At 57.4% G+C, this 15,780-nt stretch carries 15 protein-coding genes; 7 read left to right on the forward strand and 8 right to left on the reverse strand.

Annotated features, from left to right (window positions below):
• Positions 1-55 precede the first annotated feature (55 nt).
• A complete protein-coding gene (locus tag AC27VU_RS12835) occupies positions 56-514 on the reverse strand; it encodes a hypothetical protein (RefSeq protein WP_488724197.1) in 459 nt (152 codons plus the stop codon).
• A gap of 187 nt (positions 515-701) precedes the next feature.
• Between AC27VU_RS12835 and dusA the strand changes: the two genes are divergently transcribed.
• Both dusA and AC27VU_RS12845 read left to right on the forward strand, forming a co-directional pair.
• The gene (gene dusA, locus AC27VU_RS12840; protein WP_488724198.1) at positions 702-1,697 is read left to right on the forward strand and encodes a tRNA dihydrouridine(20/20a) synthase DusA; all 996 of its coding nucleotides are present in this window, start codon (positions 702-704) and stop codon (positions 1,695-1,697) included.
• Positions 1,698-1,724: 27 nt separating this feature from the next.
• Positions 1,725-2,147: a DUF2388 domain-containing protein gene (locus AC27VU_RS12845; protein ID WP_400497071.1), complete on the forward strand. Its 423-nt coding sequence runs from the start codon at positions 1,725-1,727 to the stop codon at positions 2,145-2,147.
• Here the strand turns inward: AC27VU_RS12845 and AC27VU_RS12850 are convergent, their stop codons facing one another.
• On the reverse strand, positions 2,148-2,978 hold the full coding sequence (locus AC27VU_RS12850; protein WP_103520638.1) for an undecaprenyl-diphosphate phosphatase: 831 nt from the start codon (positions 2,976-2,978) through the stop codon (positions 2,148-2,150).
• A gap of 507 nt (positions 2,979-3,485) precedes the next feature.
• Between AC27VU_RS12850 and AC27VU_RS12855 the strand changes: the two genes are divergently transcribed.
• The 3 genes from AC27VU_RS12855 (at position 3,486) to AC27VU_RS12865 (ending at position 6,952) form a co-directional block, all read left to right on the forward strand.
• Positions 3,486-4,229, forward strand: a complete 744-nt coding sequence (locus tag AC27VU_RS12855; protein ID WP_488724199.1) for a winged helix-turn-helix domain-containing protein — start codon at positions 3,486-3,488, stop codon at positions 4,227-4,229.
• A gap of 279 nt (positions 4,230-4,508) precedes the next feature.
• Positions 4,509-5,168, forward strand: coding sequence for a winged helix-turn-helix domain-containing protein (locus AC27VU_RS12860; RefSeq protein ID WP_003226518.1), 660 nt, complete (start codon positions 4,509-4,511; stop codon positions 5,166-5,168).
• A 389-nt stretch (positions 5,169-5,557) separates the two neighbouring features.
• Positions 5,558-6,952 carry an undecaprenyl-phosphate glucose phosphotransferase gene (locus AC27VU_RS12865; protein ID WP_201137009.1) on the forward strand — a complete coding sequence of 465 codons (1,395 nt, stop codon included), beginning with the start codon at positions 5,558-5,560 and terminating at the stop codon, positions 6,950-6,952.
• A 959-nt stretch (positions 6,953-7,911) separates the two neighbouring features.
• Here AC27VU_RS12865 and AC27VU_RS12870 read toward each other — a convergent pair.
• The 6 genes from AC27VU_RS12870 to galE all read right to left on the reverse strand — a co-directional run bounded on the left by AC27VU_RS12870 (position 7,912) and on the right by galE (position 14,109).
• On the reverse strand, positions 7,912-9,990 hold the full coding sequence (locus AC27VU_RS12870) for a YjbH domain-containing protein (protein WP_262142965.1): 2,079 nt from the start codon (positions 9,988-9,990) through the stop codon (positions 7,912-7,914).
• Positions 9,987-10,748, reverse strand: a complete 762-nt coding sequence (locus tag AC27VU_RS12875; protein WP_488724200.1) for a capsule biosynthesis GfcC family protein — start codon at positions 10,746-10,748, stop codon at positions 9,987-9,989. Before AC27VU_RS12875 ends, AC27VU_RS12870 begins: the two co-directional genes overlap by 4 nt.
• Positions 10,745-11,410 carry a YjbF family lipoprotein gene (locus AC27VU_RS12880; RefSeq protein WP_488724201.1) on the reverse strand — a complete coding sequence of 222 codons (666 nt, stop codon included), beginning with the start codon at positions 11,408-11,410 and terminating at the stop codon, positions 10,745-10,747. Before AC27VU_RS12880 ends, AC27VU_RS12875 begins: the two co-directional genes overlap by 4 nt.
• Positions 11,411-11,418: 8 nt before the next feature.
• The gene (locus AC27VU_RS12885) at positions 11,419-12,534 is read right to left on the reverse strand and encodes a polysaccharide biosynthesis/export family protein (RefSeq protein WP_488724202.1); all 1,116 of its coding nucleotides are present in this window, start codon (positions 12,532-12,534) and stop codon (positions 11,419-11,421) included.
• Between the two features lie 90 nt (positions 12,535-12,624).
• A complete protein-coding gene (locus tag AC27VU_RS12890; RefSeq protein ID WP_003226528.1) occupies positions 12,625-12,861 on the reverse strand; it encodes a hypothetical protein in 237 nt (78 codons plus the stop codon).
• Between the two features lie 231 nt (positions 12,862-13,092).
• Positions 13,093-14,109, reverse strand: coding sequence for a UDP-glucose 4-epimerase GalE (gene galE / locus AC27VU_RS12895; RefSeq protein WP_201137007.1), 1,017 nt, complete (start codon positions 14,107-14,109; stop codon positions 13,093-13,095).
• A gap of 389 nt (positions 14,110-14,498) precedes the next feature.
• On the opposite strand from galE, the gene galU reads away from it, so the two are divergent.
• Together galU and AC27VU_RS12905 are read left to right on the forward strand one after the other, a co-directional pair.
• Positions 14,499-15,332, forward strand: coding sequence for a UTP--glucose-1-phosphate uridylyltransferase GalU (galU, locus tag AC27VU_RS12900; protein ID WP_488724203.1), 834 nt, complete (start codon positions 14,499-14,501; stop codon positions 15,330-15,332).
• 38 nt (positions 15,333-15,370) lie between these two features.
• Complete coding sequence (locus AC27VU_RS12905; protein WP_103520632.1) at positions 15,371-15,775, forward strand: phosphohexomutase domain-containing protein; 405 nt, start codon at positions 15,371-15,373, stop codon at positions 15,773-15,775.
• Positions 15,776-15,780 lie beyond the last annotated feature (5 nt).

Below are 15,780 nucleotides of genomic sequence, written 5' to 3' on the forward strand. Positions count from 1 at the left end.
AAAAACGGCAAGGACGATCAGAAAGTCTAGACAGGAACGCTCAAAAAAGCGGACCTCACTTGGAGAATATATAAATCATCGTCCCACCACCGTCACGAACGAAAGCTTGGCACTCAATTGCAACTCCTCTCTGCTCAACCGTAGCGATCTCTCCGCTATCATTAAGCGCCCGCGCCCTACACTGCTTCGAATATTTCATAATATCGGCGGCTGATCGTGTCGAAACCAAACTACCTGCCCTTCCTACTAGATCATAGAATTGCTGATCCGGGGTCGGACCGTCCCATGAGATCGCAACATTCGGTAGGCCGGTTGCGCAGCTAAGAGATAAAGTCATGTATCGCCCATCACGAAAGTGCGTTATCTGTTTGCCTTCGGTTTGCCTATCCAGTGTTAAGTGACGCTCCGCATAAAGTTTCGAAAGGATTGACTCGCAATTATCAGCAAGCGCGCTGTTAGAAAGCGTCAAAAGAGCAATGATGGTACCAACGCTGATCCGAAATTTACCGCTCATGAGCGTCCTTTTGTGATCGTTTTCGATCAGTTCTTCAATTAAAAGGGGGTAGATTTATTACTGCCAAGCATTCCGCCAATGCTTGGCTAATTTTTGAGCATAGACCTCCGCCAGCTACCAAACCCGTCCGCCCCCCATTCCTGATAAACTCCCCCACCTCCCAGCCCCACCCAATCCAGAACCGCCAATGTCCCCTATCACCGCCACACCCGCCCCACTCTCCCGCCGCTTCTCCGTCGCCCCGATGATGGATTGGACCGACCGCCACTGCCGTTTCTTCCTACGCCTCCTGTCGAAGAACGCCCTGCTCTACACCGAGATGGTCACCACCGGCGCTCTCCTCAACGGCGATAACGAACGCTTCCTCCGTCACAACGAAGCCGAGCACCCGCTGGCGCTGCAACTCGGCGGAAGTGTTCCGCTCGATCTGGCCGCCTGCGCGCGCATGGCGCAGGAGCATCGTTACGACGAGGTGAATCTGAATGTTGGCTGCCCGAGTGATCGGGTGCAGAACAATATGATCGGTGCGTGCCTGATGGGGCATCCGCAGTTGGTGGCGGATTGTGTGAAGGCGATGCGCGATGCGGTGTCGATTCCGGTGACGGTGAAGCATCGGATCGGGATCAATGGGCGGGACAGTTACGCCGAATTGTGTGATTTCGTCGGTACGGTGCGGGATGCCGGGTGTACCAGTTTTACCGTGCATGCGCGGATTGCGATTCTGGAGGGCTTGTCGCCGAAGGAGAATCGCGACATTCCGCCGTTGCGGTATGACGTGGCGGCCCAGTTGAAGGCGGATTTTCCGGAGCTGGAGATTGTGCTGAACGGCGGGATCAAGACGATGGAGGCCTGCCATGAGCATTTGCAGACCTTTGACGGTGTGATGCTCGGGCGTGAGGCTTATCACAATCCGTATTTGCTGGCGGAGGTCGATCAGCAATTGTTCGGCAGCAGCGCGCCGGTGATCAGCCGTGCTGAGGCGCTGGCGCAGTTGCGGCCGTATATTGCCGAGCATTTGCAGGCGGGCGGAGCGATGCATCACATCACCCGGCATGTGCTGGGTTTGGGCACCGGGTTCCCGGGTGCGCGTAAATTCCGCCAGTTGTTGTCGGTGGATATTCACAAGGCCAAGGATCCGCTGGCGTTGCTGGATCAGGCCGGCGAGTTGCTGCAAGGCCGTTGATAGATGGTTTGAATGTGCGGGCAACGAATGAGCGTTGCCCGGAGTTTTTATGTGCTGACAGGATGTCTTTTGTTTATGCCCGCGTTTCGCTGTGTTTCGTTCAAGCGTTTTATCCCCCTCGCTCTACTCGCCACCGCCTCTGCCAGTACTCACGCCCACTGCGATTTCATTTGTGGCGCGGGTGAGGAAAGCCCTTTGCAGATCACGCAGTTCACCGGTTTGATGGTGGCGACGACGGTGTTGTCGCCGTTCTACGCAACCTCCAAAGTTTCCGGTCTCAATAAACGTATTTACTCGCCAGAGGAAATCGAAGCGGCGCGCTATTACCTCGCCAGCGACGGCATGCTGCAAGCCGCGTATTTCACATCAGCCTTGCAGCGCTACCGCCAAGAGTCGCCCAACTCGGAGTTGAACGACCTCGCGGTTGCGACATTGATCAGCAGTCAGTGATCACGCCGCCGCTTCCGTCCAGTTCACCCAGCCAAACACCCACGTCGCCAGAATCAACAAGCCAAACGCGATCCGATACCAGGCGAACGCGGCGTAGCTGTGGTTGGCGATGAATTTGAGCAGGCCACGCACGGCGATCATGGCGAAGATGAAGGCGATGACGAAACCGAGGGCGAACACCGGCAGGTCGCTGGCCTGGAACAGGTCGCGGTATTTGTAGCCGGAGTACACCGCGGCGCCGACCATGGTCGGCATGGCGAGGAAGAACGAGAACTCTGTGGCGGCTTTCCGGGACAAGCCGAACAATAAACCGCCGATGATGGTCGAGCCGGAGCGCGACGTGCCGGGGATCATTGCCAGGCATTGCACGAAACCGATCTTCAACGCGTCTGACCAGCGCATGTCGTCGACGTGATCGACGCTCACGACATGGTTGCGCTGTTCGGCCCACAACATGACGACGCCGCCCACGACCAAGGCCATGGCCACGGTGATCGGATTAAACAGGTATTGATGGATTTTGTCAGCGAACAGCACGCCGAGGACCACCGCCGGCAGGAAGGCGATCAGCAGGTTGAGGGTGAAACGTTGCGCATTGCGTTGGGTGGGCAGGCCTTTGACGATGTCGAAGATCTTCGGGCGAAACTCCCAGACCACGGCCAGAATTGCCCCCAGTTGAATAATGATGTTGAACGCCATCGCGCGTTCGCCGCCGAAGTCCAGCAAGTCGGCGACGATGATCTGGTGGCCGGTACTGGAGATCGGCAAGAACTCGGTCAGGCCTTCCACTGCGCCTAAAATCAACACCTGGATAAAGGTCCAGAAATCCATTAATCCTCCGTCAGAGCGCTCTTGATGAGCGACCGGTCAACTGTATTCAGGAATTGAGTATCTGAAGTTAAACAATCGGTATAACGCGACACCCATTGCCTGATCAGGCGACGGAGAATATGTCTTATCAAAAGACACACTCAAGCCATGTTAATAATCGTCCGCCTACGAACCGCTCGAAAAATATTTAGGCATTTAGTAGAAAAAAGTTGGATCAGCCAATAAAGTGTGATCAAGCTCACACTATCTCACGATCACGGACAGTGGCAATTGGACATGAACAAAGCCGTGGCCATAGATTCAAAATAGTGGCACAATTCCACATTGCCACCATGTAACGACTAGTTCACAGCCCCGAGAAAATCAACTAAAAGCTTGAAATGCTTAATTATTGTTAGAAAACTCGGGAGCCACGTCTAAAAATCGCGTGAATGTTACCAATTGTCAGTCACAGATGAGAACCGGTGCTTTAACATCCCGATGTCAGCACCTAATTCGAGTCAATGCATGATGCTCTCAGGGAACTTGGCGACTAGAAGTCCGCGCCCGACAAACGACGTACCCGGTGTTCTCACTCTGGGCCGAACCTGTGGCGTGGCCGAACATTTTAGAGCGCTGGTCGCAAAGCACGTACGCACTGATATGGCACTTGAGGCCAGTTCGTACACTAGTTCATTTAAGCACAATGAACTTTCTGGTTCGTATCGAGCCATCTTCATCGTTATCGACACTCCGCAAGCGCTGGAAGACAATCTTGCGCTGATCGAGAACCTGCGCACCAATAACTTGAAGCCGATCATTTGCGCGGTCATTACCGGTCGCGGCGCGTTCAACAAGATCAAGTATTTCCTGGCCGGGGCCGACTTCTGTATCAAGCTCAATACCCTTTCCGACGAGGGCGACGAGTTGCTCGGTGAGTTCTTCACCAGTGAAGAATGGCAGCGGGATATCAACCTCACACTCGACCCTACGCGCATCTGCCTGCTGGGCGGCACCAGCCAGAAACTCGACATCTCGTTTGCCGAGATGAAGATCCTGGAAGCCTTTGCGCAGACCAGCAATCACATTCTCAGCCATGATGAAATCGCCAGCATCATGGGGCTCAATACCAATTTCTACGACCCGAGGGCGCTGGAAAAATCCATCAGCCGCTTGCGTGGAAAAATCAAGGACATGTATGGTACGAACGCGATTCAGAGCATCCGCGGCTACGGCTATCGCCTGATGCGGGGTCTGATATCGACTGCCTGACTCTCGGGCAGCCATCCTCTTTGCATAATTACGAAGGATCGTCATATGCAACCATACCGCTCTAGTTGTACTTCATACCTAATTATAATCAAGCAATTGAATGAGCACGGCTACACCGAACCATAACAATAAACTTAACAACATAGCAGCAGAACGAGTGGAACTTATCGAGGGCCATTTTGGGCCCAGACCCTGCCTGTCGATTACTTCCAAGGAAGTTATTGCTCGCCTGCCGATTTATCTTTTCGCCCATTTTGGTGCACATTTTAGGAGAGAGACATGGAAACTAGTACAACCCTCCCAAGAAAATATTTTGTCGTCGTGACCAACAGTACAACGTCGCAGCGTGAACTTGAGAGCATTCTGTCCAGCGAGCGCTTCAATTCGTTTGGCACGTCTCAGGCACAAATGTTTATTGAAGGTGCTACTTCGCCCTCTTCCGCCCCGATGCTGATGGAGTTTTCTTACCCAAGCGGCACTCGGAAAAACGTCGCCCGCACGATTGAACACGATACCCAGCGCATACTGGCCACCCTCGAATCGGAATGGCTCGCCGCACAATCGGCAAACCCGTTTCACCAATCCCCGACAATGAACGCGGACACCGCCCACCCGACTTCAGCCAATGAAGACGGCACACCGTGCAACGAAACCTGGCATCTGGACAACGATCAAGGCGCACTGGTCAAGGAAGGCGTCGAGATCAGCCTTACCGGACTGGAAACCGCACTGGTGCGCAAAATGCTCCATCACGAGGAACGCGTAGTCAGTCGTGATGACCTGATCCTCAGCATCGGCCGCGAGCCGGAGCAATATCGTGGCCTGGAGATGTGCCTGAGTCGCCTGCAGGACAAGTTCAAAAGCGCGAGTAATGGTGAGCGTCTGTTTCGTGCCGTAAGAAACCGCGGTTATTGCCTCATCCAGGAAATCGTTGCGTAAACACGTACGATATCCACGAACAAAACAAACAGAAAACAGTGCGATTACAAAAACAACAAGAGCACTCTGTTTGACTTCACCTCCCTGGTAATAATAGCTCCCTGCCTCCACCCCTCCTACAGTAACAAACACAACATAATTTATTCACCCCCTGCTCTGCGACCTTTTCTAACAACCTTGTATTTGATTATTAAAAAGTTGGCACTGTGCCATCTTGTTAGAACTCGTCAGACACCCTCTCCAGCAATAACTTAGTCTATTGATTGACGACAGTTCGGCCTATCGACGTTGTTACCTCAGGACACTCGTCCAATAACAACAACAAGCCTATCTAGCAACTCGGACTTCAACTGTCGAAACCTGAATGGACGTATTTCTGGGGATATCTCATGGAACTTTCTCTACGGATCAATCGAAATAACGGCCTCAAGGGACTTACCTTCTGGGGCCAATGGGCATTGGCGCAGGCTTTCATTGTTGCGTTGTTATTCATACTGGCTGAACGGCATACGGGAACTGTCGAGTTCTATTACCGCATGTGCGCGACACTGGCGGTGCTGGCCTCGGTGCCGGCGTATACGTTCAGCGGCGTGTATCGCAAGCAGGACAATTACCTGACCGGGCTCGGACGTTTGTTCATGGGCTGGTCGATGACCATGGTGGCGCTGGCTTGCATCGCGTTCGTGTGCAAGGCCGACGAGGTGTTCTCCCGCGAGGTGACGCTGAGTTGGGCGGTGTACGGTTTCCTCGGTCAGGCGTTGCTGTACGCACCGTTGCACGCCTTTTCCAAGTACTACCAGCGCTCCCGCACCAGCGCGCAGAAAACCCTGATCGTTGGTACCGGCGAGCTGGCACTGGGTCTGGCAAAGAAGATCAGTCAGGTGGAAAACCTGCCGTTGGTAGGCCTGGTCAGCAATGGCCCGACGCCGAATCTGGATGCGAATGCGCCGCGTGTGGTCGGCGATCAGGAAGATTTGCTCGAGCTGATCAAAGACCATGACATCCGTCGTCTGTACATCACCCTGCCGCTGGCCGAAGCCGCGAAAATCGAAGCGATGTACGTCGATTTGCTCGGCGCCAACGTCGATGTGGTCTGGGTGCCGGACTTGAACAGTCTGACCCTGCTCAATCACTCGGTGAAGGTCGTGGACGGTCTGCCGGCCATCTGCCTTAACGAAAGCCCGCTGACCAGCCGCCCTACTGCTGCGCTGAGCAAGAGCCTGTTGGAAAAAGGCGTGGCGTTACTGGCGATCATCCTGTTGAGTCCGGTGCTGCTGTTCATTGCGTTGGCAGTGAAGATCAACTCGCCCGGGCCGGTGTTCTTCAAGCAGGATCGCCACGGCTGGAACGGCAAGGTGATTCAGGTGTGGAAATTCCGCTCGATGCGCGTGCACGATGACCGCGAAGTGGTTCAGGCCAGCCGCAACGACTCGCGTATTACTGCGGTCGGGCGCTTCATCCGCCGCACTTCGCTGGACGAGCTGCCGCAGTTGTTCAACGTGCTACAGGGGCAAATGGCGTTGGTCGGTCCACGTCCGCACGCGGTGGCGCACAACAACTACTACTCGGGGAAAATCCTCGCGTACATGGCTCGTCATCGAATCAAACCGGGTATTACCGGGCTGGCACAAATCAGCGGCTGCCGTGGCGAGACCGACACCATCGACAAAATGCAGCGCCGCGTCGAGATGGACCTGCATTACATCAACAACTGGTCGTTGTGGCTGGATCTGAAGATCCTGGTGAAGACGCCGTTTACGTTGCTGTCGAAAGACATTTATTGATGGACGAGTGGTAGATCAGGCAATACCGCAAGGGGACGAAAGTCCCCTTTTTTGTGGGCGGGATTTGGGTGGTGAGTCAGGCTGTTGCGATGCTGGCTGTACCAACGCCTTCGCGAGCAAGCCCGCTCCCACAGGGTCCGGCGGCGTTCACTCAAATCGGGCACACCACAAAATCACTGTGGGAGCTTGCCTGCAAGCGATAACGGTGGATCAGGCAACATGGATTTTGAATGGACTGGCGCCTTCGCGAGCAGGCTCACTCCTACAGGGATCGGGGGTATGGATCGGATATTCGGTTCACCCCAGACCACTGTGGGAGCGTGGCTTGCCCGCGAAAGCGGTGTGTCTGGTAGCACATATGCTGAATGTGCCGACGCCTTCGCGGGCAAGCCCGCTCCCACAGGGATTGTGGGATCGCGTCGGGATGTGTGGCCTCACCGCAACCCCATTGTAGGAGTGAGCCTGCTCGCGATGGCGGTGTTTCAGGCGACAGGGATGTCGACTGGGCTGACGCTTTCGCGAGCAGGCTCACTCCTACAGGGATCTCGGCATAGATCGGATATTCGGTTCACCCCGGACCATTGTGGGAGCTTGCCTGCAAGCGATGGCGTTGTGTCAGGCGACAGAGATGTTGAATGGGGCCGACGCCTTCGCGAGCAAGCCCGCTCCCACAGGGATTGTGGGAGCGCGTCGGGATGTGCGGCCTCACCGCAACCCCATTGTAGGAGTGAGCCTGCTCGCGATGGCGGTGTTTCAGGCGAGAGGGATGTCGACTGGGCTGACGCCTTCGCGAGCAGGCTCACTCCTACAGAGATCGGGGTATGGATCGGGTAATCGGTTCACCCCGGACCACTGTGGGAGCGTGGCTTGCCCGCGAAAGCGGTGGGTCAGGCTGCACAAATGTTGGATGTGCCGGCACCATCGCGAGCAGGCCAGCTGCTCCCACCGATTCCCAAGGATTACTCGGTAATCTTCGAGAAGTTGCGGTAGAACATGTCGCCCTCGCGGCTATCGGTCATCGAGTGCAGCTGGAAGCTGCGATTGAGCCTGGCGCCGCCGTCACGGGTCAAGGGGGCCCAGACCAGGTTGGCGCGGCGCATGGTCGACATGCTCATCATTTCGTCGAACGGGATCGACAGGTAGAGGCCTTTGTCGAAACTACCTTCGCCATACTCGGCACTGCCGGCGGTAGTGATCGTGGCCCAGGCGCCGAAGCGCACACCGTTGAAGAACTCGCGAGAGATGTCGAGCGTGCCGCCCCAGTCGCCGGCCAGGTAGCGACCGACGCTGACCGCCGCCAGCGTGTCGTACGGCAAGTCGGTGTAGCCGGTGATGTGCCCGGTCCAGACCGAATAGTCGCGCAGGCCAAAACCCTGGTCGAACTCGCGCTGACGCACATAGTTCAGATCCGCCCCCACCGACCAGCGCTCGCCGGTCGGACGGAACAACACCTCACCGCCGACGCCAGCAAACATCGACTCCAGATAACCACCGTAGACCATGCCATACAGGTCTTTGTCCAACTGCTCGGCATGGCTGACCTGGAACAACGGCATGGTCACTTCCGAGGTGGTCAGGTACTGACGCAAATCGGTACGCACCCGCGGCAGACCGCTCGGCGCATCGTAGGTGAACTTGTCGAAGTTGTTCACCAGGTTGGCACTGACCAGCCCGCTCCACCAGGTGTTGCGGTTGAAACGGTACTCGGCGTCCGCATCGGCACTCAATTGATAGAGCAAACCATCCGGGCCGCCGACGTTTTGCTTGAAGCCCAGACCAACTCCATAACTGAAGTGCTGCGGCGCTTCGCTGTAGAGGGTTTTCTCGTTGTGCGGCATCGCCGGGTTGATCTCGGTGGTGCGGTGCAACGACTCCAGCGGCTCCTCGTTGTTGATCACTTCACGGAAGGTCTGGCGCGGCACGCTGGTCTCTTCCAGCGGCAGGTCGTAACGCTTGTTGACCACGGTGAACCAATTGATGTCGTCATTCACGCTGTTGTCGAGAATCCGGCTCGCGCGGCCAACGGCCTTCGACGAATGGAAGTAGCGCTGCTGCTCGCCGTAGACGATCAGCTCGGAATCACGCTGACTGATGCGCTCGACCTTGTACCCGGCGTTTTGCTGCAAGCGTTGCGACACGTCGGCCCAGTTGACCTGTTCCAGCGGCGTGATCGGCATCTTCGCCGGCAGCGGTTCAGGCGTCGGATCGTAGGTCTTGGCCGGCGCCTTGCGGCTGACGAAATTGGTATGGAACGTGATGCCGAACATCGCCGTGTTGCCCCGCTCCCACGCCGCGCTGACGTCCACCGAATCCGCCACTTTGAACACCGCGCCGAAGTTGATCGGCGAGTCTTGCTTGATCACGTTGTCCTTCGGCTCGTGCTTGTAGTCGTTGCCTTCGTATTCGAGTTTCAGGCTGAGTCGATCCCACGGTGTCTGATAGCTCACGCCACCGAAGAACGACGGCTTGCCGCGAAAGTACGAACCGGCGTTGACGTCACCGGTGCCTTCCAGGGCCGGACGGGTCTTGAAGCGATCGTCGAGGTAGCCCAGCGGGTTATCGAGATCGCCACGATTACCGAGATACCCCCAGGCAATGCCGGCGCTGAAATCGAAATTATCAAAGCGCTTGTTGGCGACGAAATATTCGCTGGCGAACAAGCCGGTACCGCCAATGTCTCGGAAGCCCAAAGCGACATCGGGGGCCCAGTGGGTTTCCTGCCACAGCCGGACTTTGGCATCGACCGCCTTGTCCTTATAGCTCTGGCTGCCGCTCATCGACTCCGGCCCGTACGGGCGGTTGGTGATGGCGGTGTAGCGGAACGAGCCTTCGAGCCAGTCCAGCGGCTGCAGCGACACGCTGTAGCGGCTGTAAGGCTCGGTGCGGTTGGCGTTGACGCTCAGCTCGCCGGCCGGGGCCATGCGCGCGGTCGGGGTCTGCAACAGACCGGTACCACCGAAATCATTCTGGGTAATACGCGGTTCGGCATGCACCAGACCGCACGGCAATAACAACACAGCAGCAACACGTAACTTCAACGAACCACCTCAGCCAGCTGCGTGGCAATCAATTCGGCCAACTGCTGATTCAGTTCAGGAACAGGCGGATCCAGATCATCGTTTTTCACCGGCACCAGAATCTTGCTGCCGGCCACGGGAAACTGCCCGCTCTCGCGATTCCAGTGCGCGATACCCACGCGCCGGACCGCACCATTGGGCTGGATCAGCCACAGGTAATCGGCCTCGGCATCGTCCAGCGGCGTGCAGCTTTCCAGGTACTCGCGCGCCTCCAGCAGTGGCTGATAAGACAGATGGCAGGTCTCGGCGACGGCGCCCAACACTTGCACCTCGTCGACCCGTTTCGGGTAAATCAGGCGATCACCATCGTCGAGACGAATGTTGCGCGCAAAACCGACTTCCACCGCGACCGGATCGAGATCCGCGACCTGGCGCCCGGTGACCGGCATCTGCCGCACCTGCTCGGCCAAGCGCAACGCCAGCGCCGCGCGACTCGGGCGGTCAAACAGCGAAGCCATGCGCTGCAGCACATCGAGATCGAACAACACGCCGGCCTTGAGCCGGGCCTGCTGTTCCAGCAACGACTGGCGCAGCAACTCACCGGCCAGCCAGTAACCTTCGGCATTCGGCACCGCCACGCTGATCACGTCGAGCAAGCGCCCGCCCGGCGGCAATTCCACCGGCCCCGGATTGGCCACATCGCCACTGACCGTGACCGCTGCCTGACTGACGCCGCTGAGCAACAGCAAACCCGCCGATAACCTCCGTAAGCGCTTCATGGCAGGTGCCTGCGATCGGGGGTCAATTGCACGATGCGCACGCGCATTTGCGCGGTCAGTTGCTGCTCGCTCTGCAGGATGAAACCGTCCACCGGATCGACCCAGTAATGGTTGGTCGCGCGCAGGCCGATGGCCGGGACGTCGATGCGCTCATCGACACGCAGCACGGTGTATCGCTTGTCGAGAATGTCCAGGGTTTGCGTGGATCGGCGGGAGAACCGGCTGTTGACGATCAAGCCAACCTCCTGGCCCTTGTACAGGTCGATCCAGCGCTGACTGGTGAAGCCATCGGCGACTTGATGCAGGCCATGTTTGAACGGCGCGTTGTCGGCCAGCCGCGTACCGTCCAGATCGCCCTCGACGCCGAGGCCGATGGTGCGCACGGCGAGGCCGTCACGCAGCAGCAACACCTGTTTGCCGGAAGCGACCCAGAACTGCAGATCATCACGCTCACGCACCAGCGCCAGCACCCCGGAGCCGGAGGGCGTGGTCAGTTTGACTTGCGGATACTTGACCTCGGCCACTTGGGCCGCGCTCACGTCCAGCTCATCCGGGCCGATCACCGCCGACTTGAGGTTGCGCACCGAAGCGGTCATCAGCGGGTTACAGCCACACAACATCAAGGCCGCCATCAGGCAGACGCCAACTTTCAAGGTTTTCACGGTCGGCCTTATTTGCTGTTGTTACTGAATTCGCTCCAGTTCTTCGCAGCGGAAGCCCCGGTCCCGACAATCGATGCCGACGGCACCAGTTGGCTGATGAAGCGGTTCCAGCGCGTGACGTTGGCCGGGCCGACGTACACCACATCCTGGGGACGCACTTCAAAGTGCGAAGCGAGTGCCATGGCGGTCGGCGACTGGGCTTCCAGTTGATAGATCTTCGCCGGCTCGACATCGAGGTTTTCCACCCCGCGAATCACGTACACCGCGTTGCCGTTGGAGGTGGTCTGACTCAGACCGCCGACCGAACCGAGCACGTCGGAGAGATTCATCGTCGCGGTCTTGAAGCTCAGCGCACGGGGCTGATTGACTTCGCCCATGACGTAAATGCGCTTGTTGTCGTTGTACGGCAGATAGAGCTGGTCGCCGCCCTTGAGAAAGACGTGCTGCAACTCGGAATCCTGCTGGTTCAGCGAGTCGAGATTGAGCGGATACACCCGGCCATTGCGGGTCAGCAACAGGCCAGACAGATCGGCGTTGTTGGTGTCGATACCGGCAGTACCGAGGGCTTCGATCACGCTCAACGGGTTGGTGGAAATCGGCTGCGGGCCGGCCTTGGCCACGGCGCCCGAGACCACCACTTTCTGACTGGCGAAACGCAGCACCGCGACATCCACTTGCGGCTCGGCGATGAACGCCGACAGGCGGGATTCGATGTCCGCACGCAACTGTTGAATAGTCTTGCCGGCCGCCTGCACTTCCTTGATGAACGGGTAGTACAGCGTGCCATCGGAGCGCACCAGTCGACCGTTGGCGTCGATCTGCTGTTGTGCCCCCGATGGCGCGGTCAGCTCCGGGTGATCCCAGACCGTGATGTACAGCACATCGTTGCTGCCGATGCGGTATTCCGCCGGCGTCGCCAACAATTCCGCCGGCACCGTCTCACGCTTTTGCGTGGCGCGGGTCATCGAGATCAGCTTGGGCGTGATCGGAATCAGCTCTACCCGACTGCTTTCGCTGGCGCCCTGGCGCGTGATGTCGCCGGTGCTCAGGTATTGGCCGGGGGAAAACATGCAACCTTGCAAAGCGATACTTGCCAACAGCAAAAGAGCAAAACTACGAGTCATAATGGCACTACGCTATTCAAGGGCGAATCTAAAAACAAAGTCACCCGACTTGTGTCGGGCGACCCTGTACTGCACTAACAAATGTTCCTGTTAGTTGTGCGTGCCGGTTGTACCGGTGGTACCCGTAGTACCGGTGGTACCGCCGTTGGCACTTCCACCACTGTTGGACGCCGCCACTGCACTGGCAACCATTGCCGTACTGGCAGCAGGCGCGGTAGAAGCCGCGACACTGCCAGATACATTGGTTACCGCAGTAAGCGGCGCTTCAGCAGCGGACGCCCAGTTGCTCAACATCGTCAACAGGGCAATCGCCATCACTTTTTTCATATCAACTCCTTTCTAACATCCGGCCTGTTAAAAACCGGCCTGTGTTAGCGGTGGTAGCGTTCAAGTCCGCAAAATACGCGCACAAGATCCGTCGTTCTTTCACAGTCTTACCCAACTGATAAAAGTCGAACGGCAGGTTTATATCTACGGACTTGCAAAAGGCATTTCCAGCGTATTTTCCCGACGATATCTAACACCTGACCGAAACTAACATTCAGTATTAGAACGACATCATTCGAGATAACCGCGCGGATGATTGGATTGCCAGCGCCAAGTGTCGGTGACCATGTCCTGCAAACTGCGCGTGGCTTTCCAGCCGAGCTCTTTGGCAGCCTTGGACGCGTCGGCCCAGCTCTCGGCAATGTCACCGCTGCGACGCGGCATCACCCGGTACGGCACTGGTCGCCCGCTGGCCTGTTCGAAGGCATGCAGTACCTGCATCACGCTGTAGCCGTCGCCGGTGCCAAGGTTCCAGGTGTGAATGCCCGGGCGTCCGGCAATCGACTGCAAGGCCTTCAGATGGCCATCGGCGAGGTCGACGACGTGGATGTAATCGCGCACCCCGGTGCCGTCGATGGTCGGGTAATCGTCGCCGAAGATCGATAACTCCTGCAGGCTGCCGACCGCGACCTGGCTGATGTAAGGCAGCAGGTTGTTGGGAATGCCGTTAGGGTCTTCGCCCAGGTGCCCGCTGTGATGCGCGCCGATCGGGTTGAAGTAACGCAGCAAGGCGATGCTCCAGCGCGGCTCGGCCTGACTCAGGTCGCGCAGCACGTTCTCGACGATCAGTTTGGATTGACCGTAAGGATTGGTCGGAATGCCGGTGGGGAAATCCTCGCGGATCGGCATCTGCTCAGGCTCGCCGTACACCGTGGCCGACGAGCTGAACACCAGACGGAACACGCCCGCTGCGGCCATCGCCTGACACAACGTGATGCTGCCGCCGACGTTGTTTTCGTAGTAATCCAGCGGCTTGCGCACGCTCTCTCCGACGGCCTTGAGCCCGGCAAAATGCAGCACCGCGTCGATTTGATGCTCGCGGAAAATCCGGTCGAGCAACGCCCGGTCGCAGACATCGCCGCGAATCATCAGCGCGCTTTTGCCGCAAATGCCTTCTATCGCGTGCAGTGCCGCATCGCTGCTGTTGCAAAGATTATCCAGTACAACAACTTCATAACCTGCTTCAAGCAGCGCAAGTGTGGTGTGCGAGCCGATATAGCCGGCACCACCCGTTACCAGAATCTTCATAGCGCGGTCCGTCATTGGATAAGTGACAAGTAGCGTGTCAAGTCCCTTTTATTCAATCTGTGGCGCACCACACAAATAAGGACGACAACAGCCTCAAACAAAATTGGTTCAACCACTGGCAATAAATATTTTTGCAGGTCAAACTGTATTGCCCGGTACTTATTAGCACTCCAAGTACACTCATCACTATCAACAGATACCGACTAAAAATAACTAATAACGTTGTTACCGACATCTCATAACATTGTCATGTTTTAGCCTTCGCGCTAATTGCCATTAACAACCTGACTCAGGTATTAAAGTACTCGTTCAATAATCATTGAAACTTGTGCGCCTTCGTAAGTGTGCGCATACGTTGCCTGTGTTCCATGACTGTCCAGGATACTTTTATGATTCGTAAATGTTTGTTCCCCGCTGCCGGTTACGGCACGCGTTTCTTGCCGGCGACCAAAGCCATGCCGAAAGAGATGCTGCCGATCGTCAACAAACCGTTGATCGAATACGCCGTTGAAGAAGCACGGGACGCCGGCCTGCAACACATGGCCATCGTCACCGGTCGGGGCAAGCGTGCGCTGGAAGACCACTTCGATATCAGCTACGAACTCGAACACCAGATTCGCGGCACCGAGAAAGAAAAATTCCTCGCCGGCACCCGCGAACTGATCGACACCTGCACCTTCTCCTACACCCGTCAGGTGGAAATGAAGGGCCTCGGTCACGCGATTCTCAGCGGCCGCCCGTTGATCGGCGATGAACCCTTTGCCGTGGTGCTGGCCGACGACTTGTGCCTGAACCTGGAAGGTGACGGCGTGCTGTCGCAGATGATCCAGCTGTACAAGAAATTCCGCTGCTCGATCGTCGCTATCCAGGAAGTCCCGGCCGACCAGACCCACAAGTACGGGGTGATCGCCGGCGAGCTGATGTCCGACGGCATCTATCGGGTCAATAACATGGTGGAGAAACCGGCGCCGCAGGATGCCCCGTCGAACCTGGCGATCATCGGCCGCTACATCCTCACCCCGGACATCTTTGACCGGATCGCCGACACCCAACCGGGCAAGGGCGGCGAGATCCAGATCACCGACGCGCTGATGAAACAGGCGCAGAACGGTTGCGTGCTGGCCTACAAGTTCAAGGGCCTGCGCTTCGACTGCGGCGACGCCGAGGGTTACCTGCAGGCGACCAACTTCTGCTACGACAACGTTTACCTCAAGGGCCGCTGAGACGGCTCCCGCCCACTTCTCTTTTCAGGAGGCAACCCATGAACATGGCACAGCATGCAGCAGAGATTGAACGGGAGGTGGGCAACCTCGGGGCGGTGAGTTGGCTGCCACGCCATCAGCCGTTGCCCAGCGCCAACGAGTCGTGGCTGGGCAGCATTCTGCTGGTGGAGCGCATCGGCATGTTTCCGGCGTCCGGCGACATTCGCCGAGCGCTGGCGGATCCCTATCCCCTGCTCGCCCATCTGAAACAACGCTATGCCGAGCAGGCACTGGAAATGGACGACCGGGATGGGTTGAAAGTGATCTTCAGCGACTGGCGCTTCCGCGTACGCCTGTGCTGCAACGAGCCGGCGATCATCATCAATGTCGAGACGCGGTGTGCGACGCAGTTGATGCCGCAGAAGACTGCCGAGCTCCTGAGCCAGATAGACCAATTCCAATAAACGCT

Source organism: Pseudomonas sp. 14P5.3.2, from assembly GCF_057799175.1.

What these genes read in the sequence shown, in the direction of transcription:
- AC27VU_RS12835 (WP_488724197.1), bottom strand. Translation starts at nt 514, where the DNA reads ATGAGCGGTAAATTTCGGATCAGCGTTGGTACCATCATTGCTCTTTTG.
- dusA (WP_488724198.1), top strand. Translation starts at nt 702, where the DNA reads ATGTCCCCTATCACCGCCACACCCGCCCCACTCTCCCGCCGCTTCTCC.
- AC27VU_RS12845 (WP_400497071.1), top strand. Translation starts at nt 1,725, where the DNA reads ATGAGCGTTGCCCGGAGTTTTTATGTGCTGACAGGATGTCTTTTGTTT.
- AC27VU_RS12850 (WP_103520638.1), bottom strand. Translation starts at nt 2,978, where the DNA reads ATGGATTTCTGGACCTTTATCCAGGTGTTGATTTTAGGCGCAGTGGAA.
- AC27VU_RS12855 (WP_488724199.1), top strand. Translation starts at nt 3,486, where the DNA reads ATGATGCTCTCAGGGAACTTGGCGACTAGAAGTCCGCGCCCGACAAAC.
- AC27VU_RS12860 (WP_003226518.1), top strand. Translation starts at nt 4,509, where the DNA reads ATGGAAACTAGTACAACCCTCCCAAGAAAATATTTTGTCGTCGTGACC.
- AC27VU_RS12865 (WP_201137009.1), top strand. Translation starts at nt 5,558, where the DNA reads ATGGAACTTTCTCTACGGATCAATCGAAATAACGGCCTCAAGGGACTT.
- AC27VU_RS12875 (WP_488724200.1), bottom strand. Translation starts at nt 10,748, where the DNA reads ATGAAGCGCTTACGGAGGTTATCGGCGGGTTTGCTGTTGCTCAGCGGC.
- AC27VU_RS12885 (WP_488724202.1), bottom strand. Translation starts at nt 12,534, where the DNA reads ATGACTCGTAGTTTTGCTCTTTTGCTGTTGGCAAGTATCGCTTTGCAA.
- AC27VU_RS12890 (WP_003226528.1), bottom strand. Translation starts at nt 12,861, where the DNA reads ATGAAAAAAGTGATGGCGATTGCCCTGTTGACGATGTTGAGCAACTGG.
- galE (WP_201137007.1), bottom strand. Translation starts at nt 14,109, where the DNA reads ATGAAGATTCTGGTAACGGGTGGTGCCGGCTATATCGGCTCGCACACC.
- galU (WP_488724203.1), top strand. Translation starts at nt 14,499, where the DNA reads ATGATTCGTAAATGTTTGTTCCCCGCTGCCGGTTACGGCACGCGTTTC.
- AC27VU_RS12905 (WP_103520632.1), top strand. Translation starts at nt 15,371, where the DNA reads ATGAACATGGCACAGCATGCAGCAGAGATTGAACGGGAGGTGGGCAAC.